Annotated in this window: 24 protein-coding genes; 4 read left to right on the top strand and 20 right to left on the bottom strand. The window is 65.3% G+C overall.

What is annotated here, in order from left to right; all coding sequences use genetic code 11:
- Nucleotides 1–4: 4 nt before the first annotated feature.
- From C2L80_RS05835 to C2L80_RS05825, 3 genes are read right to left on the bottom strand one after another with little or no spacing between them, the layout of a single operon-like run.
- Complete coding sequence (locus C2L80_RS05835) at nucleotides 5–892, bottom strand: ABC transporter ATP-binding protein (RefSeq protein WP_087194981.1); 888 nt, start codon at nucleotides 890–892, stop codon at nucleotides 5–7.
- Nucleotides 893–909: 17 nt separating this feature from the next.
- Nucleotides 910–1,737, bottom strand: coding sequence for a hypothetical protein (locus C2L80_RS05830; RefSeq protein WP_103262834.1), 828 nt, complete (start codon nucleotides 1,735–1,737; stop codon nucleotides 910–912).
- The gene (locus C2L80_RS05825) at nucleotides 1,734–2,237 is read right to left on the bottom strand and encodes an RNA polymerase sigma factor (RefSeq protein ID WP_103262840.1); all 504 of its coding nucleotides are present in this window, start codon (nucleotides 2,235–2,237) and stop codon (nucleotides 1,734–1,736) included. The genes C2L80_RS05830 and C2L80_RS05825 overlap by 4 nt, the downstream gene beginning before the upstream one ends.
- 165 nt (nucleotides 2,238–2,402) lie before the next feature.
- Here C2L80_RS05825 and C2L80_RS14730 point away from each other — a divergent pair, with 165 nt between their 5' ends.
- Nucleotides 2,403–3,353, top strand: coding sequence for a DUF2268 domain-containing putative Zn-dependent protease (locus C2L80_RS14730; protein WP_476707477.1), 951 nt, complete (start codon nucleotides 2,403–2,405; stop codon nucleotides 3,351–3,353).
- Between the two features lie 172 nt (nucleotides 3,354–3,525).
- Here C2L80_RS14730 and C2L80_RS05815 read toward each other — a convergent pair whose 3' ends face one another.
- The 4 genes from C2L80_RS05815 to C2L80_RS14025 all read right to left on the bottom strand — a co-directional run bounded on the left by C2L80_RS05815 (nucleotide 3,526) and on the right by C2L80_RS14025 (nucleotide 6,045).
- A complete protein-coding gene (locus C2L80_RS05815; RefSeq protein ID WP_087194983.1) occupies nucleotides 3,526–4,290 on the bottom strand; it encodes a M23 family metallopeptidase in 765 nt (254 codons plus the stop codon).
- A gap of 12 nt (nucleotides 4,291–4,302) precedes the next feature.
- Nucleotides 4,303–4,725: a 6-pyruvoyl trahydropterin synthase family protein gene (locus C2L80_RS05810; protein WP_087194984.1), complete on the bottom strand. Its 423-nt coding sequence runs from the start codon at nucleotides 4,723–4,725 to the stop codon at nucleotides 4,303–4,305.
- Nucleotides 4,726–5,396: 671 nt separating this feature from the next.
- The gene (locus tag C2L80_RS05805) at nucleotides 5,397–5,849 is read right to left on the bottom strand and encodes a DUF1062 domain-containing protein (RefSeq protein WP_239938746.1); all 453 of its coding nucleotides are present in this window, start codon (nucleotides 5,847–5,849) and stop codon (nucleotides 5,397–5,399) included.
- Between the two features lie 31 nt (nucleotides 5,850–5,880).
- Complete coding sequence (locus C2L80_RS14025) at nucleotides 5,881–6,045, bottom strand: hypothetical protein (protein WP_169999005.1); 165 nt, start codon at nucleotides 6,043–6,045, stop codon at nucleotides 5,881–5,883.
- Nucleotides 6,046–6,435: 390 nt separating this feature from the next.
- Between C2L80_RS14025 and C2L80_RS05800 the strand changes: the two genes are divergently transcribed.
- Complete coding sequence (locus C2L80_RS05800; RefSeq protein ID WP_103262833.1) at nucleotides 6,436–7,425, top strand: bile acid:sodium symporter family protein; 990 nt, start codon at nucleotides 6,436–6,438, stop codon at nucleotides 7,423–7,425.
- 67 nt (nucleotides 7,426–7,492) lie between these two features.
- Here C2L80_RS05800 and C2L80_RS05795 read toward each other — a convergent pair whose 3' ends face one another.
- The 5 genes from C2L80_RS05795 to C2L80_RS05775 all read right to left on the bottom strand — a co-directional run bounded on the left by C2L80_RS05795 (nucleotide 7,493) and on the right by C2L80_RS05775 (nucleotide 12,073).
- Nucleotides 7,493–8,086 (bottom strand): hypothetical protein, encoded by a 594-nt coding sequence (locus C2L80_RS05795; protein WP_239443081.1) that lies wholly within the window; start codon nucleotides 8,084–8,086, stop codon nucleotides 7,493–7,495.
- 124 nt (nucleotides 8,087–8,210) lie between these two features.
- The gene (locus tag C2L80_RS05790) at nucleotides 8,211–8,561 is read right to left on the bottom strand and encodes a TIGR04076 family protein (RefSeq protein WP_087194987.1); all 351 of its coding nucleotides are present in this window, start codon (nucleotides 8,559–8,561) and stop codon (nucleotides 8,211–8,213) included.
- 496 nt (nucleotides 8,562–9,057) lie between these two features.
- Nucleotides 9,058–9,324: a response regulator transcription factor gene (locus tag C2L80_RS05785; protein WP_239443082.1), complete on the bottom strand. Its 267-nt coding sequence runs from the start codon at nucleotides 9,322–9,324 to the stop codon at nucleotides 9,058–9,060.
- Nucleotides 9,325–9,439: 115 nt separating this feature from the next.
- The gene (locus C2L80_RS05780; RefSeq protein WP_087194988.1) at nucleotides 9,440–11,020 is read right to left on the bottom strand and encodes an FAD-dependent oxidoreductase; all 1,581 of its coding nucleotides are present in this window, start codon (nucleotides 11,018–11,020) and stop codon (nucleotides 9,440–9,442) included.
- Between the two features lie 135 nt (nucleotides 11,021–11,155).
- On the bottom strand, nucleotides 11,156–12,073 hold the full coding sequence (locus C2L80_RS05775) for a LysR family transcriptional regulator (protein WP_087194989.1): 918 nt from the start codon (nucleotides 12,071–12,073) through the stop codon (nucleotides 11,156–11,158).
- A 189-nt stretch (nucleotides 12,074–12,262) separates the two neighbouring features.
- Between C2L80_RS05775 and proC the strand changes: the two genes are divergently transcribed.
- Nucleotides 12,263–13,063: a pyrroline-5-carboxylate reductase gene (proC, locus tag C2L80_RS05770; RefSeq protein ID WP_087194990.1), complete on the top strand. Its 801-nt coding sequence runs from the start codon at nucleotides 12,263–12,265 to the stop codon at nucleotides 13,061–13,063.
- A gap of 34 nt (nucleotides 13,064–13,097) precedes the next feature.
- Nucleotides 13,098–13,238, top strand: a complete 141-nt coding sequence (locus C2L80_RS14725; RefSeq protein WP_446718604.1) for a hypothetical protein — start codon at nucleotides 13,098–13,100, stop codon at nucleotides 13,236–13,238.
- Nucleotides 13,239–13,379: 141 nt separating this feature from the next.
- Here C2L80_RS14725 and C2L80_RS14720 read toward each other — a convergent pair whose 3' ends face one another.
- The 8 genes from C2L80_RS14720 to C2L80_RS05730 form a co-directional block, all read right to left on the bottom strand.
- Entirely contained in the window at nucleotides 13,380–13,664 is a 285-nt protein-coding gene (locus C2L80_RS14720) for a hypothetical protein (protein WP_446718605.1), read from the bottom strand.
- A 175-nt stretch (nucleotides 13,665–13,839) separates the two neighbouring features.
- Nucleotides 13,840–14,769: a cysteine synthase A gene (cysK, locus tag C2L80_RS05760; protein ID WP_087195000.1), complete on the bottom strand. Its 930-nt coding sequence runs from the start codon at nucleotides 14,767–14,769 to the stop codon at nucleotides 13,840–13,842.
- 216 nt (nucleotides 14,770–14,985) lie between these two features.
- Complete coding sequence (locus C2L80_RS05755) at nucleotides 14,986–15,525, bottom strand: methylated-DNA--[protein]-cysteine S-methyltransferase (RefSeq protein WP_087194991.1); 540 nt, start codon at nucleotides 15,523–15,525, stop codon at nucleotides 14,986–14,988.
- Between the two features lie 538 nt (nucleotides 15,526–16,063).
- Nucleotides 16,064–17,215: a DUF3810 domain-containing protein gene (locus tag C2L80_RS05750; RefSeq protein WP_239443083.1), complete on the bottom strand. Its 1,152-nt coding sequence runs from the start codon at nucleotides 17,213–17,215 to the stop codon at nucleotides 16,064–16,066.
- On the bottom strand, nucleotides 17,212–17,559 hold the full coding sequence (locus C2L80_RS05745; protein ID WP_087194993.1) for a HepT-like ribonuclease domain-containing protein: 348 nt from the start codon (nucleotides 17,557–17,559) through the stop codon (nucleotides 17,212–17,214). The genes C2L80_RS05750 and C2L80_RS05745 overlap by 4 nt, the downstream gene beginning before the upstream one ends.
- Nucleotides 17,546–17,866: a nucleotidyltransferase family protein gene (locus tag C2L80_RS05740; protein WP_087194994.1), complete on the bottom strand. Its 321-nt coding sequence runs from the start codon at nucleotides 17,864–17,866 to the stop codon at nucleotides 17,546–17,548. The genes C2L80_RS05745 and C2L80_RS05740 overlap by 14 nt, the downstream gene beginning before the upstream one ends.
- Before the next feature lie 78 nt (nucleotides 17,867–17,944).
- Entirely contained in the window at nucleotides 17,945–18,988 is a 1,044-nt protein-coding gene (locus C2L80_RS05735; protein WP_087194995.1) for a ribonucleotide-diphosphate reductase subunit beta, read from the bottom strand.
- A gap of 214 nt (nucleotides 18,989–19,202) precedes the next feature.
- The gene (locus C2L80_RS05730; RefSeq protein WP_087195207.1) at nucleotides 19,203–21,740 is read right to left on the bottom strand and encodes a ribonucleoside-diphosphate reductase subunit alpha; all 2,538 of its coding nucleotides are present in this window, start codon (nucleotides 21,738–21,740) and stop codon (nucleotides 19,203–19,205) included.
- Nucleotides 21,741–23,559: the final 1,819 nt, after the last annotated feature.

The raw sequence follows: 23,559 nt of genomic DNA, 5'->3' as shown, positions 1-23,559 counted from the left end.
TCCGTCAGGGCAGCACGGCCCCTTGCTCCTCGTTGCGAAACACGTACAGGTACAAATCCTCGAGCGTGGGCTCGAGCGGGTGCGCGCCGGGCGCCGGGCGCTCGTCGGCCACCACGCGAACGACCGCGTGGCCGTCGGCGGCGTAGTGGACGTTGCTCACGCAGCTCGCGGCCGCAAGCTGGTCGGCCTGCCGCGCGTCCACGTGGCACTCCCACACCTTCCCCGCCACGGTGGCCACCACCTCGGTCGGCGCGCCGCGCATGACGAACGCGCCCGCGCGCATGACCAGTATCTCGTCGGCGATGTACTCCACGTCCGACACGATGTGCGTGGACAGGATGACGATCTTGTCCTGCGCGAAGCTGGCGATGAGGTTGCGGAACCGCACGCGCTCCTTCGGGTCGAGGCCGGCCGTGGGCTCGTCGAGCACGAGGACGGCCGGGTCGTTCAGCACCGCCTGCGCGATGCCGAGGCGCTGCTTCATGCCGCCGGAGAACGTGCGGATCTTGCGGCCCGCCACGTCGGCGAGGCCCACCGTCTCCAGCAGCTCGAGCGAGCGGCGGCGCGCCGCGCGGCGATCGATGCCCTTGAGCGCGGCCAGGTAGCACATGAAGTCGAGCGCCGTGAAGTCGGGGTAGTAGCCGAAGTCCTGCGGCAGGTAGCCCAACCGCGCGCGGTACCCGTCGCCGAGCGCGCGCACGTCCCGGCCGTCGAAGCGGATCTCGCCGGAGGTGGGGCGCAGCACGTCGCACACCATGCGCATGAGGGTGGTCTTGCCCGCGCCGTTCGCGCCCAGAAGGCCGTACACGCCGGGCTCGAGGGTCGCCGACACGCGGTCGACCGCGATCTTCGACCCGAACTGCTTGCTCAGCCGGTCAATGGTCAGTTCCATGAGGGTTTGCTCCTTCATCATCGTTGGTTCGCGGCGGCCGCGAGCATGTCCAAGCCGCCCGCTATGCCCCCAAGCCAGGCGCGCGCCTCGCGGAAGGCCCACACAAGCGAGCCTGCCGCAACAAGCGCCCAGGCCCAGGCCGACCCCTGGGCGTAGGCGAGCGGCACGAGCGTGAACAGCGTGTAGGCGCCGGCCGCCACGAGCAGCGTCCAGGCGCAGGCGAGCGGCAGCGCCTGCGACGGCGCGCAGCGGCGCACCAGCAGGAGCGCGCCCGCGCACGAGAGGAAGTAGGGGGCGCATGCGTGCACGAGCGAGGCGAAGAGGTCGGTACCCAGCATGACCGGCGCGGCGAGCGCGATGGCCGTGACCGTCATCACGTCGGCGCAGCCCAGCACGACGAGCCGCGCGAGCGCGACCGCCCGGCAGTCGAAGCGGCAGGCGTACTCGAGCTCGGCCACGCGGTGGATGCCGCTCGACAGCAGGTCGGGCAGGCCCACGAGCACCGTCGCCGCCGCCAGCACGCCCGACGCGAGCGGGAAGCCGCTCGGCGCATCGCCCGCGAGCAGGCACGCCGCCGCCATCGCCGCCACGAGCGCGAGCTGCGCCGCCCACACGCGCGGATGGATGAAGCGCGCCTGCACGGCCACGAACGAGGCGAACGTCGCGCCGTGACCGCACACGCCCGCATCGACCGCATCCCTGCTCGCGTCCGCCGGGCGCTCCGTCGCCGCCGCGCGCACGGCCTTGAGGGTTGCCGCCTTCGCGGCCGCGTCCGGCGCGCCGCGCTCGGCGCGGTAGTGCGCCCGCAGCAGCCGCCCGACGTCTCTCTTGCTCGTTGGACTCATGCCCCGCTCCTTCCTTCCAATCCGCGCCGGAGCTCCGCCAGCGCCCGGTTCAACCGCCGGTTCACCGCGAAGCGCGACACGCCTAGGACCTGCGCGATCTCGCCCACCTTGAAGCCCTGGTCGAAGCGCAGCTCCACCACCTCGCGCAGCTCGGGATCGAGCGCCTCCACCAGCCCGCCCACCTCGCCGCCCGCGCACGCGGCCGCCGGGTCGGCGCCGGGCGAGCGGTCGGGCACGTCCACATCAAGCGGCACGGCGGGCGGGCGTTTGGCGCGCGACGCGTCGATGCAGAGGTTGCGCGCGATGGTGAGCAGGTACGCGAGCGGCTTGCCCTCGACCGGCGAGCGCCCGCTGCGCACGAAGCGCAGAAACGCCTCCTGCGCCACGTCCGGCGCCTCGTCGTACGACGGCGCGTGCCGCCGGCAGTACGCCAGCACATCGTCGTAATGCTCCTCGACCAGACGATCGAACGCCTCGCCGTCCCGCAGCCTGCTCCTCACGTCCCGCTTCACCTCCTCTGCCCTCTATAACGAATCCTAGACGCGATCCGTGCGGCCGCACCGGAAAAACCTTTGGAAATTTCCTTGACCCTCACGCCACGCGAGGCCGTAGCATGGGCGCACGCGCTCGATGACGAATGCGCGCACCCGCGAGAAAGGAAACCCATGGACGTGCGACCCGTGCGCTCGGACCAAACGTACCGCGCCATGATCGCCGCGCCGCCCGAGAAGCGCGCCGACCTGTACCGCCACGAGCTCATGGCCCCCTTCAAGGAGAAGTGGGACTGCTACCGCGTGCCGCTCGAAGCCGCGCAGCCCGGCGGCTACGACGTGGTCATGGCCAGCGAGATGCTCGGCATCCTGCCGCCCATGCGCGTGGACGGCAGTTGGGCCGAAGCCGTGAGCCTCATCGGCGACGACGCCTTCTGGGACGCATGCCAACGCGCCGTCGAGCGCTCTCTCGCACGCTTCGGCGAGCGCGGCATCGAACTTCCGCGGAAGGACTACCGCTTCACCGTGCTGTTGGCGAACCCGGACAACCCCGTGGTACGGGCGAGCGAAGGCTACGGCGGCGACGGGGGCATCCCCGGCAGCATCTTCGCCTGGCTCGTGCCGGGCGGGCGCACGATGCGCCGCCTGCCCGCAGCGCTCGCGCACGAGGCGAACCACAACGTGCGCTTCCAGTTCGTGAAGTGGCGAAACGACATCACGCTCGGCGAGATGCTGGTGAGCGAGGGGCTGGCCGAGAACTTCGCCGTGGAGCTGTTCGGCGAGGAGCTGGCGGGACCGTGGGTCGCGCGCACCACGCCCGACCTGCTCGAGCAGGTGAAGCCGCTCGTGCACACAGGTTTGGGGGGCGCAAGGCCTGGCCGAGCTTTCCGCCTACCTCTACGGCGACGAGACGGCCGCGCTCATGGGCTACCCCACGCGCGGCGTGCCTTACTGCGCCGGTTACGCGTGCGGGTACCACCTGGTCAGGCGCTTCCTCGACGAGACGGGCACCGATATCGCCGACGCCACCCTCCTCCCCGCCGCCGACATCCTCGACACCGTGCAAAGCTTTTGGGAGTGAACGCGTTCTGCCGCAAAGTCCTCGAGTTTTGCACCCTTGCGTAACTGGAACGGCCCTGAAACTGCAATGTACGCGAGTTATGCACCCTTTCCGCGCATCCAGTCAGGAATCGCGCGAATCGCGACCTGGGCTTTTACGGTCAACGACGCTTTTCTCAAAGCAAAATCCCCCCGCTAAGGCTCGCGCAAGGGTGCATAACTCGACGACATTGCATTTTCAGGCCGATTTCTCATGCACGGGCTCAACGCGCAGGCCGCGCGTGAGGAACGGCGGAAAGTCGCCGTAGGCCCCCGGCGGCAGCGGACGGGGATCGGCCGCCTCGTAGTTCGGCGCGGGAGCGGCCGCGACGCCCGCGAACCGCACCGGCACGCCGGGCGAGGTGTAGAAGCTTTGGCCTTTCTGGATATGGAAGTGCAGGTGCGGCTCGGAGCTGTTGCCAGAGCTGCCGCAGAGCCCAACGCGCTGCCCGCGCCTCACTTCCTGGCCGGCCTCGACCAGCACGCCGCCCGGCATCAGATGGCACAGGCACGAGAACTCGCCGTGTGCATGCTCGACGAGCACGAAGTTGCCGCGGATGTCGTCCCCGCCGCAGCACACCGCGCCGTCGAGCGCGATCGGCGCGTCGGGGCACGACGCGCCCGCTTCGACCACCACGCCGTCGGCAGGCGCGAGAACGGGCAGACCGTAGCAATAGTACGAGGCGGGGTCGGCCGGATCGGCGTCGGGGCGGCAGCTGCGCCCTTCGTCATCGAGTATCACAAAGTCGTAGGCATAGCGTTGGGTGAGCACGTCCCACGAATGCGACGTCTCCTCCTCCACCCCGCCGTTGAGCACGGTCCACGCCCCTTCGAACGGCAGCGCGTACTCGACCCGCGAGGCCCCGGTCAGCTTGTCGGGCTCCTTGCCGTCGTAGCGGACGGCCATGACCATGAGCCCGCCTATCTGCTTAGCGATCTGCCGATACAGCGCGAGCTTCCCCATGCCGCCCTCCGCCTACTGCGGACGGTAGACGGCGCAGTTGTTCGGAGTCTCGTACATCTCCACCTGGGACACGGGAAGGCCCTGCTCCACCAGGCGGTCGCAGAAATAGCGTGCCAGGTTCTCCGCCGTGGTGCGGAAGGGCAGCACGGTCAAACTGAACCCCTCGGCCTCGAGCGCCGCCAGCGTCGCCGGGGCGAGCGAGCCCTCCTCCACGAGGAAGGTGTGGTCGAGCGCCTCGGCCAGCTCGCGCACCGCGCGCTTGAACACGCCGAAGTCGAGCACCATGCCCTTCATCGTGCCCTCGGTTTGCAGGTCGTCCACCGCAAGGCGCACCACCGCGCGCCAACGGTGGCCGTGCAGGTTCTCGCACTTGCCGTAGTAGTCGGTCAGGAAATGGGCCGAATCGAAGCTGGCCTCAGTCTTCAGTCCGTACATGATGCGCTCCTTCGCCTCGCCGTGACGTTCGCCGCCATGATAGCACGGGAACCGACGCACAACCGCCTTGGGATCGGCGCGCCAAGCAACCCGCGCAACCGGGTGTCTCAAGGAGAACGCCGGCTCGCGTGGTTGCCGGCCCGCTCCTCGCCAGCCTTTCCTCGGGTTTGGGGCCTCTTGGATGCACCGTTTTGGCCGCTGTGAAGGATTTTCGAGGGGTCGAATGCGTCCTCGCCCTCCGAACGATACGATCCTCGCGCATTTCCCCTGATCGCCGTCAGCAAGTTTTCGCCAAGCCGCGGAAAAGAGCTTCAGAGCGGCCAAAACTGTGCAATTGAAGGCTCGGAAACGGAAGGCTCCGACACAGCCATGTTCGACAACTGGCTCCAACGTGATCGGAGACCGGGAAAACCGAGCCCCCTCGACAAGCGCAAGGCCGACCCCCGAGGACTCGTCCCCGATCAAGGGGCCGACCTCCACCCGCCCCCCCAAGGGCGCAAGGCCGGCTTCCGAGGGTCCGCGTCGGATGGGGTCGTTGAGCCCCGTCTCCGGAAGACGGCCTCGCGGCATGCCAATCCCGACCCATCGGCGGACAAGCACCCTCTCTCTCCGCCAGACAGCGGAAAGAGAGGGGAGGGTTCCTGCCCGAGCCCCTCCGTCACTTCAACGGGTCAGCACCTTCGCGCCCGCACCATGACCGCCCGATGCGGCCGCAGCTTGGCAGCGAGCGCGTCCGCGCCGTCGGCGCACGCCACGTCGCCTGCCCCCACGAGCTGCTCGAGCTCGCTGCGCGAAAGGCCCAGCTTGGCACGCAGCACCGCGGCGAGCCGGATGCCCGAGAGCCCTTCGGCATGGATCTCCACCCGGCAGTCCTCGTCGCCGGGCAGCTCGCCCTCGACGGCGAAGTCCACCGGACCCCGCCGCGCGCCGTTGCCTTTCAGCAGGCCCGCGTCGAGGGCGCACTCGAGGGCCAAGCCCGGGTCGTTGCCCATGAAGCGCTCGAGCAGCTCGCGGCCGACGCCGCCCGGCCGCCCGCGGCTGACCACCGCGCAATTCCACACGCTGCCGCACGAGACGCACCGGTAGATGAGCCATACGTCCAGACGCTTCTTCTGGGCGTTCACGCGGAACCGACCCGTCGATTCGAACCTTGCCTCAGCACCGCAGGCGCCGCACGGACGCAAAGCGGCCGGCGCGGAGGTCGCCCCCACGCGCCACTGTATCGTTTTCATAATGTTCGCTGCCTTCCTTTGCGTTCTGAATAGGTGCAATAAGGAAGGCGAGCGCAGGCGGCACCACGCCGTTGTTCAGCTTTTTCATAAAGGAAACCTCTTCGTTTGATCGATCGTTCCGCCGGATGAGCCCATCACGAAGCGGCCGCGCGCGAACGCGGCGACGGATAGGCGGGATGAGTCGCGTGATCTACCGGTTGGGAGGAACGGTCATGGAAAGAGGCCTTTCAAGAGGATGACGGGCGCCACAGCCCGGGCGGCCATGGTACCAAAGAGGCCGTTGCCGCGTCAACACGACAGCCGACAACGCCAACCCGCTGCCGGCCGGGCCCTGCGGGCCGGCAAGAGGGCCGCCCTGCGTCAATCGCAGCGGAACAAGTTCGAGAGCCACTCGCATCTGCGATTTCGACCCTCGCTTATCGTCTGCGGCAGCGGTATACTGCTTCAGTTCCACCAACCCCGAGAAAGGAGCACCTCTGTGAAGACGCTCGCCAAGATCAGCGACTTCACGGGAAAGTACATGGCGATCATCGCGCTTGCCGTCGCGATCGTCGCCCTGGTCTTTCCCGGCCCCGTATCATCCGTCGTCAAAACAAGCTATGTGAACATCCTTTTGGGCATCGTGATGTTCGGCATGGGCATGACCCTCAAGCTGGCCGACTTCAAGGTGGTGTTCACGAAGCCGAAGGCCGTCATCGTGGGAATCTTGTCCCAATTCGTCATCATGCCAGTGCTGGCGTTTCTGCTCACGGCGGTGTTCCAGCTGCCCGCCGAGCTGGCCGTGGGCGTGATCCTCGTGGGGTCGTGTCCAGGCGGCACCAGTTCCAACGTCATGACCTACCTCGCGAAGGGCGACGTGGCGCTGTCGGTGGGCATGACCGCTTGCACCACCATCATGGCACCCGTCGTCACGCCGCTTTTGGTGCTGCTGTTCGCCGGGCAGACCGTGGACGTGGATGTTCTCGAAATGTTCCTGTCCATCGTGCAGGTGGTGCTCGTACCCATTGCGGCGGGCTTTCTCATCAACTACTTCTTCGAGAAGGTGGCCGCGGCATGCGCGAGCGTTTTGCCGCTCGTGTCGGTGGTGGGCATCTCCCTCATCATCATGGCCGTGGTCGCCGCCAACCAGGCGAAACTGCTTACCGTAGGGCCGCTCATCATCCTCGTGGTCATGCTCCACAACGTTTTGGGCTACGTGCTCGGGTATCTGGTCGGACGCGTCCTGCGCCTGACCAAGGAGCAGATGCGCACGCTGTCCATCGAGGTGGGCATGCAGAACTCCGGACTCGCCAGCTCGCTTGCCACCGTGCACTTCGCAAGCATGCCGCTGGCCGCGGTGCCTGGCGCCGTGTTCAGCGTGTGGCACAACATCTCGGGCGCAGTGTACGCGAACATCCTCGCGCGCTCGGCCGGCAAAGATGCCGGCGAAGCCGAGGGCGAAGGGGAAGCCGAGCAGGCTGCCGCGTAGCGTACGGCATCGAATTCGCGCGAGGGGCGCGGGCTTCGGCTCGCGCCCCTTTTCATGCTGCAGCGCCTCACATGCGGGCAACGAGCGCCGCCATGGCGGCTGCCAGCACGCCGACGGCCGCCAGCGGCAACGCGCCGTCCACGAACGAGGGCATCGGCGACAGGCGGAAGTACAGCACGTAGCACACGAGGCAACCGGCAAACAGCACCGCGACGGCCACGGCGAGCACCGCGGCGAGCCCTGGCCCCACCGCGCCGGCACCCGCAAGCGCGTTCACCACGGCCAGCTCGAGCGCAGCCCACAGCACGAACAGCAGAAGCTCGATGGTCACGGGCCGTTGGAAGAAGCGCGTCGTGACGTACGCCAGCGCGAAGTACGCGACGACCCCGCCCACCGCGAACGCCCAACCGGGAACGACACTGCCCGCCGATGCGCCCGTGAGCGCGCCCAATCCCATACCGATAAGCACGACGGCCGCTATCCCGAACAGCACCGCGCCCACGATGCACCCCACGCCCGCCGCGTACAGCGCGCCCGTCGCCTTCGGCAGGGCCGGGTTGAAGAACATCCACCACCAAGCCAGGTACAGCGCGGCGCACACCGCCAGGCACACGTGCCCGCCCGTCAGCGTCGCGGGCACGGTCGCGTTCATCTCGGGCATGTCGACGCTCCTTTCCAGCTCGCGCTGCATACGGTCGGAAACGAGCGTAGCGCCGCAAACCTCGTTTGCACAGGAGAGCCGACGAACGGTGAGGCATCCGTCATCGATGCGCCGCGCGAAGCAGTCACTCCCGGTCGATGCGCTCGATCTTGAAGACGACGGGGCGCGTGCCGTCGTTGCAGCAGGCGATCATCATGCGCTCGTCGTTCGTCCAGCCGCGCATGACGGAGCCGCCCTGAAGCGCCGTGTAAATGTAGCGGCTGATGCAGTCCCATGCCTCTGAGCATGGGAACTTCGGGGTGAGGTCGCACCCGAAATGCCAGAAGTCGTCGCGCTCGGTGTTGCGCTCGAACAGGAACTCCTGCCCCGGCTGGAAGCAGGGGCACGCGCCCGACCTTGGGTCGGCGAGGTAGCGCTCCTGCAAGTCGGGGAACACCTTCGTCTCGAGCACCGTGACCTTGCATGCATGTTCCATAGGGAACCGCCTTTCGCCTCGTTGTCCTCAGATCATCAGTATACCTTGCAGCCGATCGACGGCGGCGCGTCGCGGCAGATTACGGCCTTTTAAAAAGCGTGGACGACCTGGCCTGCCTCCTGCAATTTCGGAAATGGCTCCTGCTCCTGGTACGATTTTCGATGTACGAACTTACCGTTCTGTTTGCTCTCACCGTGCAGAAAACCCCAGCTCACGTTTCACGTTACCATCGCCCAATAGTACATCGGAAAATATTTGCCAGAAACTTGTAGGTTCATCGAAATCAACCTTCGACACCACCTATTGCAGAAGCGAATCTCCAAGATTGAAACGCAGACAGGACAGGGTTGCCCCTCTCGCAGCGCTTTGCCAAGGCCATGCGCCACCTCCGGAAAGCGTGCGCCCTGGATGAGCAGCGCCGACGTTGCGCTTCTATGCGTAACGCCTGTCGCCGCGACAATGCTCAGCGCATAACCCCCCTTCTGTTTCGGACGGCCTACGCCGACAGAAGTCCGGAATCCCCATGGACGAGAGACACCAGTTGCTGTCGCGATGCGACACCGCACTTCCCATATATATGTTTCAAGTGGGTCTTCACCGTGTTGTACGAGATACCCAGCAACCGGTGGATCGCCATCCCGTCGCGTCCCTGCAAGAGCAGCGCAAGCACGTCTCGCTCGCGAGGCGTCAAACCGTACGCAGCGGCCGCTTCGTCCACCGCGTTCCGTGCGAAACCGCCTCCGCACATCGTGAGAGCGTCCATAAAGGATCCCTTTCCGTCACCCGTCAAATCGGAAGAGCCTGACCGCCGAGACGGATCGGGCCAAGGTTGCAAAGGAAGCGCGAGGGAGGGAATGCTTCCTTACGAATTGTCAAGATTACTCCCAGGCGTCGAGGGCCGCGGCTTTCTCGCCTATGACCATTCCCAACGTCGTGCACGACCCGATGCCCACGCCCACCATGTAATGGTTGCCCACGATGGAACGAGTGACGATCTCGCCCGCCGCGAACAAGCGGCCGCCGCCAATCGGCTGCTCTTCGTACTGCCCGAGCACCTGGCAATCGCCGTTGATCATGAAGCCGGTGCACGGCGTGTACAGCAGGTGGGGGAAGCTTGCGTACGCGTAGAAGGGAGCTTGATCGAGCGCCACCGGTGCAGGCGTGCCGGCGCCGTTCCATTGCTTGCGTCCGAAGAGTGTGTCGCCGCCGTTCGCGATGTCCTCGTTATACTTGGCTAACGTGGCGGGAAGATCGGGCGCATTGATGGCCTCGGCCAGCTCCTCGATGGTGTCTGCCTTGATGAAGTACGACTCGTTCTCCGGGTAGATGCCGTTGTTGGGTCCGTTCTCCACCGCGCGGTCGTAGGCCGCCTGGTCGAACACCTGCCACGTCTGGAACTTCTCGTTGCCTTCCTGAGCCGACTTTTGAACCAGGGCGCGCGTGCGCGCGTTGGTCCAATACTGCCCGTCGTCGAAGAACCGATTGCCGGACAGGTCGGTCACGATGGCACCGAAGTGGCACATCTCCGTGTAAGCCTTGCCATCCTCAGAATCGCCCTCGCACGCGTAAATGCATTCGCGGCCCCACATGGCGCCGCCTAGGCTCATGAGCGACAGATGTCCGAGTCCCGTCAGCCCCTGGCCGGTGAACAGCGGTATCTTGCTGAAGCCCATCGCGCACTCCTCGACGAGTTCCACGTTGCGAAGGAACGATCCAGTGCACATGAGCACGGCCTTCTTCGCCTTGAACGCGATCTCCTTCGAGCCGCTCTGGGCTATGGCGCCCAGAACCGTTCCGGCGCCGTCGTACACGAGCTTGGTGAACTCGGTCTCGAAGCGGTAGTCCGCTCCGGCCTTCTTGCCGGAGTCGGTCAGCAGCTGCAGCATCTTCGCGTTGTCGACCACATGGCAGCGCAGCAGCGAGTGCCCTACCTGCACATACGGGTCAGGGAACTCCAATCCCAGCTCCTTGAGCAGCTGGTATCCGCGCGCGCTGTTCTCGGCGTACGTGCGGATGGCGTCCTCGCGGTTGGCCTGGATGATATTGCCGTCCGAGTTGCCGTTGGCGATCGCGTCCTCCAAGAACTTCTCGACCGAGTCCTCGATGCCGAGCGCTTTCTGCTCATCGGAGCCCACCACGCAGAAGTTGCCTTTGCAGATAGACGTCGCATTGAAGTTGTTCGACGTCTGCGAGTCGAGCACGATAACGCTTGCGCCCGCTTTCGCCGCAGCCAGAGCCGCTGAAGTGCCTGCACCGCCGGCTCCAAGCACCAGAACATCGCACTCCTCATCCCACTTCGCCGGCACGTTGCCGCCCGTCCCGCCCTCGCCGGCGGTAAGCGCAACGGACGCGCCCCCGTCAGCGCTTTTCGACGTGCACCCTGCCAAGCCGATACCCGCTGCCATGGCGGCCAAGCCTGCCGTGGTCAGAAAGCCCCTGCGCGACATATCCTTCTTCATACTCTCCTCCTTGTCCAGGCCGCCCTCGCGACCCTCGTCGATTCGGACAAGAAGAGCATACCGAGCCGCCTCCGGCTCCGGAACAGACGGAACAAGCTGGTCGTCATAACCAATCGTTATGGCCCTCGGCGCAGTTTAAAACACGGAGTGCTCCCAAGCGAACAGGTTCCCCCGATTCGCCTCGACCCACCTAAGCGCGAACGACCGGAACGCCTCCGCATCGTCGTCCAGCGTCTCCCCCTTGCGCTTCACTAGGTAGATGTCGTACGAACACGCGTCGCTTTCAAACGGCACTGCCACCACACGTTCCGCAGCCCTCATGAACGACGAGTAGTCGGTCGTGATGCTCACGGCCTGTCCAGCCGCTACCAACTGGCTGCCGGTGAAGCCCTCGATCAGCTCGATCAAGCGCTCGGGCTCGGCACCAGCCTCGGCAAGCCATCGCAAGTTGTTGCGGTACGGCACATAGTCCCGCGAGAGCAACGCCACGGAGCGACCGTCCAGGTCGGCGTGCGTCACGAACTCTCGCTGCGCCAGAGGATCGGCAGCGTTCACCTCGAGCACATGCCGATGCCGGCTGAACGGCCACGCGTCGTACCTCCCCCGGTCGATCGGCCCGGCCAGAAAGCCGATGTCGACGGCACCGGAAGCCAAGAGCTCCTCGACGCGCCGATCGCTGCTCTCCTCGATGGTCAGCTTGACGTCGGGATGCTCGCGTTCGAAGTCGTCGTTGAACTTAAGGCCCACGTACAATGTCACGCCCACGGTCGAAGCCACCGCCAGCTTGCGTTTCCCCGCCAACTCCACGGCATCCTTCTCGATAGCATCTAGAAGCACGTTCAGCTTGTCCACCTTCGCGTACAGCGCCTCCGCGTATGCTGTGGGAGTCACTCCTTTGGTCGTGCGCTCGAACAACGCGCAGCCGAACTCCGTCTCCAGTCGCGCGATGGTCTTTGAAAGACCAGGCTGCGTGATGTAAAGCTGCGCGGCCGCCTTCGTGATGCTGCCGGCCTCGTACACGGCCTTAAACGCCATCAGGCTCTTCGTGTCCATCAACGCCTCCCTGACCACGCCGTCGGTTCCCCTTGCGCGATTGTATCAGATCGCGGGCAGGCAAGCGGCCGAGCCGAACGGCACCCAGCTTTGGCGCGGCGCCGTCGCAGAAACGACATTTGGAAGCGCGCCTCGCCTGGCGTACAATCGACCCAGCAAAAAACGCATCGCGACGGAAAGGTTTCCAGCATGGTGGACACAGCAAGCAGCATCGAGCTCGGCTTCATCGGGTTCGGCAACATGGCCCAGGCGATGGCGCAGGGCCTCGTGAATTCGGGCGCGCTTCCGGGCGGGCGCATCCACGCGTGCGCCGGGCACTTCGACAAGCTGCAGGCCACGGCCGAGAAGCTCGGCGTGAACGCGCATCGCGAGGCGGCCGAGGTGGTGGAGGCCAGCGACTTCGTCGTCCTCGCAGTGAAGCCCTACCTCATCGAGCAGGTGGTGGAGCCGGTGCGCGACCTGCTTGCCGGCAAAGCCGTGATCTCGGTGGCCGCCGGGCGCGACTTCGCGTTCTACGAGAGCATCCTCGCCCCCGGCACGCACCACCTCAGCACCATCCCCAACACGCCCATCGCCGTGGGCGCGGGCGTCGTGGCCTGCGAGCAGCGCCACTCGCTCACCGACGAGCAGCTGGGCGCGTTCGTGAACCTGTTCGGCCAGATCGCCCTCATCGAGTGGGTGGACGGCAAGCTCTTGTCCACGGCCAGCTCCGTCGCCGGCTGCGGCCCTGCGTTCGCCGCGATATTCCTTGAAGCGCTCGGCGACGCGGGCGTGAAGCACTGCCTTCCGCGCGCGACCGCGTACCGCCTGGCCGCCCAGATGATGATGGGCACGGCCAAGCTGCATCTAGAGACCGGCGAGCATCCCGGCGCGATGAAGGACGCCGTGTGCTCGCCGGGCGGCACCACCATCAAGGGCGTGGCCGCGCTCGAGAAGGACGGCTTCCGCGGCTGCGTGATCGACGCCATCGACGCCATCCAGGGCGCGTAGGATCGCACGCCGGATCGATCCGAAGGGGCGCGACATGACGCTCGAAAACAAGCCCGGGGTCACCGACGCTGCAGAATTGGCAAGAGCCGAAGAGCTGTTCAGTAAAAAGCGAGCGCTTGGGCTGTTCGAAGACGGCATTCTCGAAAATCTGCAGCCGGAACCGCCGAATACCTGACGGCCATTTATCGACATCTTTTCCAAGACGTCGACGGCTTCGCCGGCGAGCCCCGAGACGCGAACAGAGCGAAAGGGACGTTCAGGTTCGCGCCTCTCATGCACCTCGAAGCGTCCTTGGAGCACGCTCTCGATGCCTCAATCATCGTTTGTCGAAATCGTCGAGAAGTACGTGGAGATGAGCATCGCGCATCCCTTCCGTGAGGGTAACGGCCGCAGCATGCGGACATGGCTCGACCTCATCTTGAAAGGGGAGCTTGGCCTGGTCGTCGATTGGAGCATGGTCGATAAAGAAGATCATCTCCTGGCGATGGGGCGAAACCTTGTTAAGGATATCGAGATCAAGCACGTCCTCAAGCAAGCGCTCACCGACAAGGTGGATGATCGTGACGCGTACACGAAGGGAATCGACGCCAGCTGCTACCACGAGGGCTATACCGTGCACAAAACGGCGGAGTTGCAGCGCATCGCTTCAAGAACGTTGTCGCCCGAAACGGTCGGTTTTCGGCTCGATTCCGACCGTTTCGGGCGACAATCCCACAGGGAAGGGGGTCGCCGCAGCTCGACCTGCGGCGACCCCTCGTCGCATCGTTGCGCCGCGCTTAGAAGCCGAACATCGCCGTCGTCAGGTAGCGCTCGCCGGTGTCAGGGAGGATCACCACGATGGTCTTGCCCTCGTTCTCGGGACGCTCGGCCACCTGGCGCGCGGCGGCCACGGCCGCGCCCGACGAGATGCCCACGAGCAGGCCCTCCTTCGCCGCCAGCTCGCGGCCCGTCGCGAAAGCGTCCTCGTCGGCGATGGCGATCACCTCGTCGTACACCGCCGTGTCCAGCGTGTCGGGCACGAAGCCCGCGCCGATGCCCTGGATCTTGTGCGCGCCCGCGCGCCCCTCGCTCAAAACCGGCGACGCGACCGGCTCCACGGCCACCACCTGCACGTCGGGATTCATGCGCTTCAGGTAGGCGCCCGTGCCGCTCACCGTGCCGCCCGTGCCCACGCCCGCCACGAAGACGTCCACGTCCCCGCCGGTGGCTTCCCAGATCTCGGGACCCGTGGTGGCCTCGTGCACGGCCGGGTTCGCCGGATTCGTGAACTGCCCGACGATGAACGAGTTGGGAATCTCGGCGGCCAGCTCGTCGGCGCGCGCGATGGCGCCCTTCATGCCCAGAGCGCCGTCGGTCAGCACGAGCTCGGCGCCGTAGGCCTTCATGAGGTTGCGACGCTCGACGGACATCGTCTCGGGCATGGCGATGATGAGGCGCATGCCGCGCGCGGCGGCGAGGGCGGCCAAGCCGATACCGGTGTTGCCCGAGGTGGGCTCGATGAGCACCGTGTCCTCGTCGATCACGCCGCGCGCGAGCGCGTCGTCGATCATCGCCTTCGCGATGCGGTCCTTGATGGAGCCGGCCGGGTTGAACGACTCCACCTTGCCCACGATGCGGGCTTTCAAGCCGTGGTTCTTCTCATAGTTCGCGAGCTCGACGAGCGGGGTGTTGCCGATGAGCTCCGCTACACTTGCATATACGGTCATGATGCGCCTGCTTTCCATCTTCCGACCGCGCCTCTCCGGCTGCGGCCGGCGCCCGCTCCGCGGGCCTCCTGTGTATCGCGCTAAATCCTACTAAATTGATATATTTTAGTCAACGCAGCGACGAGAAGAGCACGCCCACGCCATGCGCGGAAGAGTCCGCCCGTCCCCTCCGCCCGCCCCCTCCAAGCAGAGATCGCAAGCGCGCAACCGCACGCCTCACAACGCCGTGCCCACCTTCGGCGTGTAGAACCCGCTCATGTCGACACCTTCGAGTTCGAGCAGCTTCTTCTTCGTGGCGATGCCGCCGCCGAAGCCGGTGAGATTGCCGCTTGCGCCCATCACACGATGGCAGGGCACGATGACGCACAGCGGATTGCGCCCCACCGCGCCGCCCACCGCCTGAGCCGACATGCGCCCGCCCGATTCGGTGGCCATCCGCTTCGCGATCTGTCCATACGTCACCGTCTGCCCGTAGGGTATCTCCGTCAGGATATCCCACACGCGGCGCTGGAAGACGCTGCCACGCGCGGACAGCGCAAGCTCTGTCGGCAGGGGACGCTCTCCGGCGAAATAGCGGTCGAGCCAGCAGCGCGCTTGGCCGAAAATCGGCAAGTCATCCTCCCGCTCCATGGCTTCATGGATGCCATAGCCAAAAAAGCGATCGTTTTCGAACCAGCACCCAACCAGCGCCTCGCCATCGCTCGCCAGCGTCAACACGCCGATCAGCCCCGTATCGTATTCAGTGCAGTACATCATGAAGCAGCTCCTTTCGCCTCGTCTGCAAGACGGCTCCACGCGCGCAGGGGTCGCAGAGTGTGCCATGGGCGCCAATGCTCCACGAGCGCCATGCGCTCCTGCGCATCGTTGCTGGAAAGCGCGTTGCCTATCTCGGCCGTCGCCTCACAGAGCATGCGATTCTCGCATCGGCGCACGCTCGACAGGCGATGCGGCAACAGATGCCGGCAAGGAACGCGCCGACGAACGCCCGGTCGTCGAAACGCGCCCCTCGACCTGCACGCCGCATGCAGCGTACGCTTGCGCGATCCAGGATGGCTGAGATCCTGACGCACTGCGCGTTTCTGCGCCTGCGTCACGAAGCCTCCTCCTTGCCGTCGACCCTCTTGCGCAGGGTGCATCGTCGCTCGCCTCAGTCCAGCGCGAACCCCGCGCTCAAGCGAGCGGTTTTCGGACATCGATTCGGCGTGACCGCGATTCGGACGTGCGCGCGAGGAAGGCGCTGCGCGAGAAAGAGGATCGAACGCCGCCCAAGCCGACAACGTGCACACAGCCGCCCTCACTCCTCCTCCGCCCGCTGCTCGGCCAACAGGAGATCCACCATGCGACCATAGCTGCGCATGCCGTCGGTTTGGTCGTTCGCCTTCAAGTAGGCGTCGTTGGCGGCGTTGGAGACGTCTTGGACCGGACCCTCGTACTTCGCCCAGTGCTCCGCGCGCTGAGCGAGGTCGCGCTGCACCGCCGCTGACAACCCCGAGGCGATCGCATTCGCCGATTCCAAGTCGACCTTCCTGAGCGCGCTCAGGGCGTTGTCGTACGCAAGCATGAGCCCGCTGTAACGCATGAGCGCATCGTCCGACTCCTTGCACGCCAGGTAGGCTATGAAGTTCGCCTCGTCCTCGCGCATGAAGCCGTACTGGTGCGCCAGCTCGTGCGCCATGGCCCAGGGGATCGCGAACGACGGGTTGTCCACGTTGACGTTCGACTCCATCGTGAAGGGGAAGAACGCGCCGCCGATGTTCGCGTACGACATCAACTTGGATGCGAGCACCGGCTTCGGCGGCGAGTACAGCGGACGCTCAAGCACCGGGTACTGCTCGGCCAGCTTCCGCATGGCTTCGACCGACTCCTGCGCGTAGCGCTCGAACTGGCCCGGCTCGACCTCGAACAGGTCCGCGTCGTCGCCCAGCAGCGCCCGGGCTTGCCCCAGCTCGTCGGCAAGCGCCGCGGTAAGCGACACGAGTTCCTCTTGGCGCTGCGCCGAATCGGCGTCTGCCCCCTCCACATCGTAACCGGCATGCTCGGCAAAGGTGTAGCGGTGGTAGTTCAGTCCGCACAAAGCCGTGAACAGGAAGAACGCAACGCAGACGATGGCCAGCGCCCCCATCGCGCCGCGATATGCCGCCATGCCGCGCTCGCCCGTGCGCACGATGACCGCGCGAATCGAGCACGCAAGGTAGGCGAGGCAGAACAGCAGGAACGCCGCCGCAACCCATTCGGCAACCGAGAAGCTTGCGAGCGAGGGCAAAAAGCCCACGACGCTCGACAGCGCCGGGTACACCGCGCTCGCGTACCATTCGGCCGCGTCGGGGTTCGCCCGCGCCGCCATCGTCGCCCCGAGCGCGACGGCCCCGAGCGGGATGAGCAGCATCCGCTTGAGCAAGAATCTCCGCATGCCGCGTTTCGGACGATCGCCGATGTCGTCGCTCATTCCGGATCCGCGCCCTCCAGCGCTTCCTCGATCCACCTGCCAACACGGGGGTAATCCTCGACGGCGGTTTTGTACACTGCCTCGAACGACAAGGTGAAGTAGCCGTGCGCATACACGTCGCGCGTTTTCGCCGCGTACTTGAGCTCGCTGCCCGGATTCTCGCTATAGAACTCGTCGCTGAGCCGCTTCGCCAGCTCGCCGATGTTGATAGAGGTCATGGCAGCTGCGCGCTCCATGGTTTCGTCGGCGAGAAATGCCCGCTGATCCACTCCATCGAGCAGACGCCCGAGGTAGCGGATCTCGGTCGCGATCTTCTTCAATATACGCCGATCAGCCTCTTTCATACAGCGGGATCACCTCCTCGATCACGAGAAGGGAGTCATCGGGAACGGGATCTTGCACGACATCGACCGATGCCTCGAGATGCTGTTCCATCGAGGAAAGAACCTTTGCAAGGGTGAAAAGGCTCACGACCGCCGAGGTGAACGACACGAGGAGATCGATGTCGGAGGCCGAATTCGCCGTCCCTTTCGCATAGCTTCCGAACAGCGAGACCTTCCGAATCTTGTTCGGCTCTTCAACCTGCTCGTTGTAGGTTCGGGCCGCTTCCGCAACCCTGTCTCGCAACTCGTCCAGCGCATACGGCGGCATAGCTTCACCTCGCTTTTCCGATCGGCACCTGGTGCACAGTATACTGCATACGCATACCGGTTCTGCCCCGCGCGCCTCCTACAGATCGTCCACCAACGCGCTCGACTTCGCGTAGGCGGTCGAGCGCGCCTCGAAGAAGTCGGTCTTGATCATGTTCGCGTTCGAGAACTGGCTCACCCAGGACATGCTTTCCGGCTCGCGATCATGGCCTTCGTACAGAGGCTCGAAGCCCAGCTGGGTGCAGCGCAAGTTCCCCAGATATTGGATGTAGTCGGTGACCATCTGCTTGTTGAGGCCGGCCACCTCGTCGCCGATGGCGTAGTGGCCCCAGCGAATCTCCTGCTCGCAGCCTTCCTTGATCATCGCGCGGTACCCCTCCACCAGTTCGGGCGTGAACAGCTGCGGCTCCTCCTCCTTGAGCTCTAGGAGGATGCTGCGGAACAGCCACAGGTGGGTGTTCTCGTCGCGGTTGATGTAGCGGATCTCCTGCACCGACCCGGGCATGAGGTTGTTGCGCCCCAGGTTGTAGAAGAACATGAAGCCGCTGTAGAAGTACACGCCCTCCAGGATGTAGTTCGCCACGAGCACGCGCGCGAGCGCCTCGGGGCTCTTGTCGTCTTGGAACTCGTTGTAGAGGTTCCCGATGAACTCGTTGCGCGCCAGCAGATGCTCGTCCTCTTTCCACTGGTACAGCACGTCGTTGCGCTCCTGCGGTTCGCAGATGGTGTCGAGCATGTAGCTGTAGCTCTGGCTGTGCACCGCCTCCTGGAACGTTTGGACGGCAAGGCACAAGTTCACCTCGTTGGCGGTGATGTACTCGCCCACGTTGGGCAGGTTCGCCGTCTGCAAGCTGTCGAGGAAAATCAAAAACGACAGGATCTTGTCGTAGGCGCGCCGCTCGGGCGCGGGCAACTTGCGGTAGTCCTTGATGTCCACGCCGAGGTTGATCTCCTCGGGTATCCAGAAGTTGTTCATGGCCTGGCGATACCAGTCGCTCACCCACTCGTACTTCATATTGTTGAAGTCGTTGAGGTTCGTCGTGTTGCCCCCGATCATCCGCCGGTCGAGCACATCGGTATCCCCCAATGGGTTGAACAGGGGCTTCTTCTTCAGTTCAGACATGGCGAGCTCTCTCCTTCCATGCACCCGCAGGGCGCATATTGAAACGCGCAGGTTGGCGTAGCAAGTCAGCGAAGGGCGTCATGGTCCCGAGATCGTGGGGAGGGCGGGGCATGGCGTACTTCGGTACGCGAGCCCTCGGCCTCGCCGCGAGATCGGGCGCCAGGGCGCCCCGCAGCGTCGGCAGGTTCCGGCGGCCGGCAGGCCGACGGAACCATCACGAAGCGCAAGCTTCACATTCTTCCACTTCGAGGCTCTTCGAGCGGACGTAGTAGATGGTTTTCACGCCTTCTTCCCAGGCCAGCAGGTACAGGTCGAGCACGCGGCGAAACGTGTACTCGTTCGTGATGTACAGGTTCATGCTCTGCGCCTGGTCGATGTGGCGCTGCCGCACGCCGCAGGCGCGCACCGACCACGATTGGTCGATGAGGTGGGCGTTCTTGTAGTACCAGAACGTGTCCATCGACAGCTCGGGCGCCACGCGCGGCATGAGGCCGTTCTTCTTCTCCTCGAGGAAGTACCGGCTCATGACGGGGTCGAGCCCCGCCGTCGTGCCGGCGATGATGCTGGTGGAGCTGGTGGGCGCGACGGCCAGCAGGTAGCCGTTGCGCAGGCCGCGGGTGGCCACGTCGCGCGCGAGCTCTTCCCAGCGGCCTTCCACCAGGCCGCGGTCGCGGAAATACTCGCCCGTCTGCCAGCCGCTGCCCTCGAAGAACGCGTAGGCGCCCTTCTCCCGCGCGATGGCGCATGACGCGCGCACCGCCGCATAATGCACGTCGCCGAACACGCGCTCGGCAAACGTGAGGTGCTCGTCGCTCTCCCACTTGATGCCGCGCTTCGCCAGCATGTGGTGGTACCCGCTCACGCCCAGGCCGATGGGCCGGTACTGCCGGTTGTTGATCTGAGCGTACGGCACGGGGAAGAAGTTGAGGTCGATGACGTTGTCGAGCGCGCGCACCGCGCTTTCGGTGACGTGCGCCAGCTCCTGCGGGTCGTCCACGTCGATGTGGCCGAGCGACAGGCTGGCCAGGTTGCACACCACGAACGCGCCCGGCTTCGTCACGGTGACCACAACCTGCTCGCCGTCGACGTCCTCGATGCGCTGCTCCACCTGCTCGATGGCGCCCATGTTCTGCGCGATCTCGGTGCACAGGTTGCTGCAGTAGATGACGCCCTGGTGCTTGTTCGGGTTCGCCCGGTTCACCGTGTCGCGGTTGAACGTGAACGGCGTGCCCGTTTCCACCGCGCTCTTGATGATGAGGCGAATGACGTCCTTGATGGGGATGACGCGCTTCTTGATGCGCGTATCGGCCACGCATTCGAGGTACTTCCGCGTCCATTCCTCGCCGAAACAGTCCTCGAGCGCGTAGCCCTTCACCGTGGCGATCTCGTGCGGGCACATGAGGTACCAGTCGCCCTCGATGTTGTCGCGCGCCTGCTGCCAGAAGTAATCGGGGTAGCAGACGGCGGGGAACACGTCGTGCGCCTTCATGCGGTCATCGCCGTTGTTCGTGCGCAGCGCGAGGAATTCGGGCAGGTCGCGATGCCACGCGTCCAGGTACACCGCCACGGCGCCCTGCCGCATGCCCAGCTGGTCGACGGCCACGGCCGTGTCGTTCGCCAGGCGGATCCAGCGGATGACGCCGCCGGCCGCTCCGTCGAACCCGCGGATGGCGCTGCCCGACGCGCGCACCTTGCCGAAGTACAGGCCCATGCCGCCGCCGTACTTGCTCACCTTCGCGAAGTTGTCGATGCTGCGGTAGATGCCGTCCAAGCTGTCGGGCACCGTGTCGATGAAGCACGACGACAGCTGATGGAACGGCTTGCGCGCGTTCGACAGCGTGGGCGTGGCCATGGTCACTTTGAGCGTGGACAGCATGTCGTAGAAGCGGCGCACCCACCCCAGGCGCTCGGCCGGGTCCTCCTCCATGGCGAGGTGCAGCGCGATGCCGAGGAACATCTCCTGCGGCGACTCGAGCGGCGCGCCCTGGTGCGTGCGGATGACGTAGCGGTCGAGCAAGAGCTGCAGGCCCGCATAGGTGAACAGGTTGTTGCGGGCGGGGTCGAGGAAGGAGGCGGCCTCGCTCAGCTCGGCGGGCGTGTAGTGCTTGAGGATGTAGTCGCCGTAGAGGCCCTCTTCGGTGAGGAAGGCCACCTTCTGCGCGAACGTCTCGATATGGCGGGCGGTCATGCGCTCGTCAAGGGCGCGGTCGAACTGCACCATGAGCAGGCGCGCGGCGATGATCTCCCAGCGCGGCGCCTCCTGGGTGGTCAGTTCGACGGCCGCCTTGATGAGCATGGCCAGCTTCTGGTCGTCGGTGGCGTCGGGCTTCGCGAACGACTGGAACTTGTGGTGCAGGTGCGCAAGCTCGTACTCCTCGCCGGCGAACTCCTTCTGCACGGAGGCCAGCACGCTTGGCAGCGCGGCGATGCCGGGCAGCTGCGCGCACAGGCGCTCGCGGGCGGCGCGCTTGCGGGCGCGGTCCTCGCGGTACAGGATGTAGCTTTTGAGCTCCTGGTAGTGGTTCGCCTCCATGAGCGCGCGCTCGACGAGGTCCTGCACGTCCTCGACCGCGACGGCGCCGCCGTTTTGCGCCGCCGCTTCGGACATCGCGCGCTCGATGCCGGCGACCAGGCGATCGGCTTCGTCGTCGGCCAGGTGCGTGCCCACGCTGGAGAATGCGGCGCCCATGGCGCGTTTGATCTTGTCGGCGACGTACGGCTCCGTCGTCCCGTTGCGTTTGGAAATCTGCATGTCGGCTCTCGTCCTTCGTCCCTTGGCTGCGGTGCGCTTTGCAGATGGTCATCGTAACACAATATGATAGCGAAATTACAACATATTGGGGAACGGAGCATGACGAACACCACATCAGCGAACCGCACCAAACGAAACCCGAAGCGCACCGCGCCGAAGAGAAGCAGGTGTTTCACCTTCCTATGTGATGCGCAATGGAGCCCTTTACGTTAAGCCGGGATCGGCGCGAACTCATGCTCGCCGGATTCCGAGCCGGACCCTTCTGGTCAGACGTCTCGGAAGACCCCGATCCGTCAGGCGGGCCTTCCGAAACGTCCGAGCAATCCGCACGCAGCGATCTAACCCAGCCTCTGTCAACGCCCCTGTCAACGGCAGTTTGGCAGAGAGGCGATCTCCGCTGTGAACCAAAATCGACACAAACCCGCGTTCGCCGAATCGCCCCTCGAAGCCCCCGATCGGGTGCTCCAGGAGGGGCTTCCTGCTTGCCGGCTGGAACCTCCGAAGCGATGGCGAAGCCTTGCACGACGAGCCGACCCGGCCCATGCCAATCCCGGTTTAACAGCGGAAGGCGATCCCCTTAGCACAAAATGACGGTTAAGAACGATTTTCCTGCTTCCTAGAGGAGCGTTTTCGGAGAAACGCCAGGTCACGAAATCCGATCTGATCGAAAAATCGTTCTTAACCGTCATTTTGTGCTAGAGCTTTCATTGCCCTATGGTAAACGAAGATTGGCATGGGCCGGATCGACCCGCCGAGCAAGGCCCCGCCAACCCCTCGGAAGGCCCCGCCCGTTGGACGAAGGGGGCTTCCGAGGGGTCCGGTCTGAGGAAGCTCGGCTCGATGTCAGGAGAACGTGAGCTCGCGTCGATCCCGGTTTGGCACGGACATCGCGTCGAAATGGCACAGATCGCGTCTTGCACATAGGGCGCCGAGCGCCTTCCCGCCCCAACGGAAGCGTTTCCCCAGGTCGTGATTTTCACCGAAATCGTCGCCGACCCCTCGGGGCGCTTCTTCGGAGGAGAACCTATGCCCAAGGGGCGATCTCTGCCGTTTCGGGCCGAACTCTGCGTCAAGCCGGAATCGGCAGAAGCCGGGTCGGCCCGCCGAGCGAGGTCCACCGGCGCTTCGGAAGACCCTCTCGCCCGACAGGCGGGGCCTTGCTCGGCGGGCCGACCCGGCTTCTGCCGACGACAGTTCAACAGAGACATGGAGCCCGCAATGGCAAAAAATCACCGAAATCGGAAGGTTCGACCCCCTCGCTGCGGTATCCGAAGAGGTTTCTCTTCGCGAAAGGCCAGGTCGCTCCACAGGGGATTCTGCGGCGGTTGGGCGAGCCTTCCGATTTCGGTGATTTCTCGCCACGATGGCAGGATCGCGCGATCTCAAAGGGGGAATTGGCACGGACGTCTCGCGCGAAGCACCCGGCCAACGACCTCCGACGAACCGCAGATACCGCGCTGCATCCCGCAGCAACGCCCCGCATGTCCGCGAGAAGCCGGCACCGCGCGCTCCCCGATCATCCCGCACGCCTCGCATCCTCGGAGCAGTCGTCCGCGCGCACTCCGTCGTCCGATGCCCGACCCCTCTCCACACGCACCGCACTCCCGATGTCCCACGCGCCTCGGTGCCCGAAGCTCAACCGAAAGAGGAAGAAGGGTTCGAACGTTTCCCGGTCGCCACGGCGAACCGCGCCGCCAAAGATGGGAGCGCGCTGACGGATGGAGAAGCCGACCCGCGCCCCGGATGAGAATGTCTGCCTGTTTCTCGATTGACCACCCCACGATGCCCGTCAGCCCCCGCACCTCCCGCCCTCCCACAC

Origin of the sequence: Rubneribacter badeniensis (genome assembly GCF_002899695.1) — a bacterium.
Lineage (GTDB): Bacteria > Actinomycetota > Coriobacteriia > Coriobacteriales > Eggerthellaceae > Rubneribacter > Rubneribacter badeniensis.
This window is presented reverse-complemented; position numbering and strand designations above follow the sequence as displayed.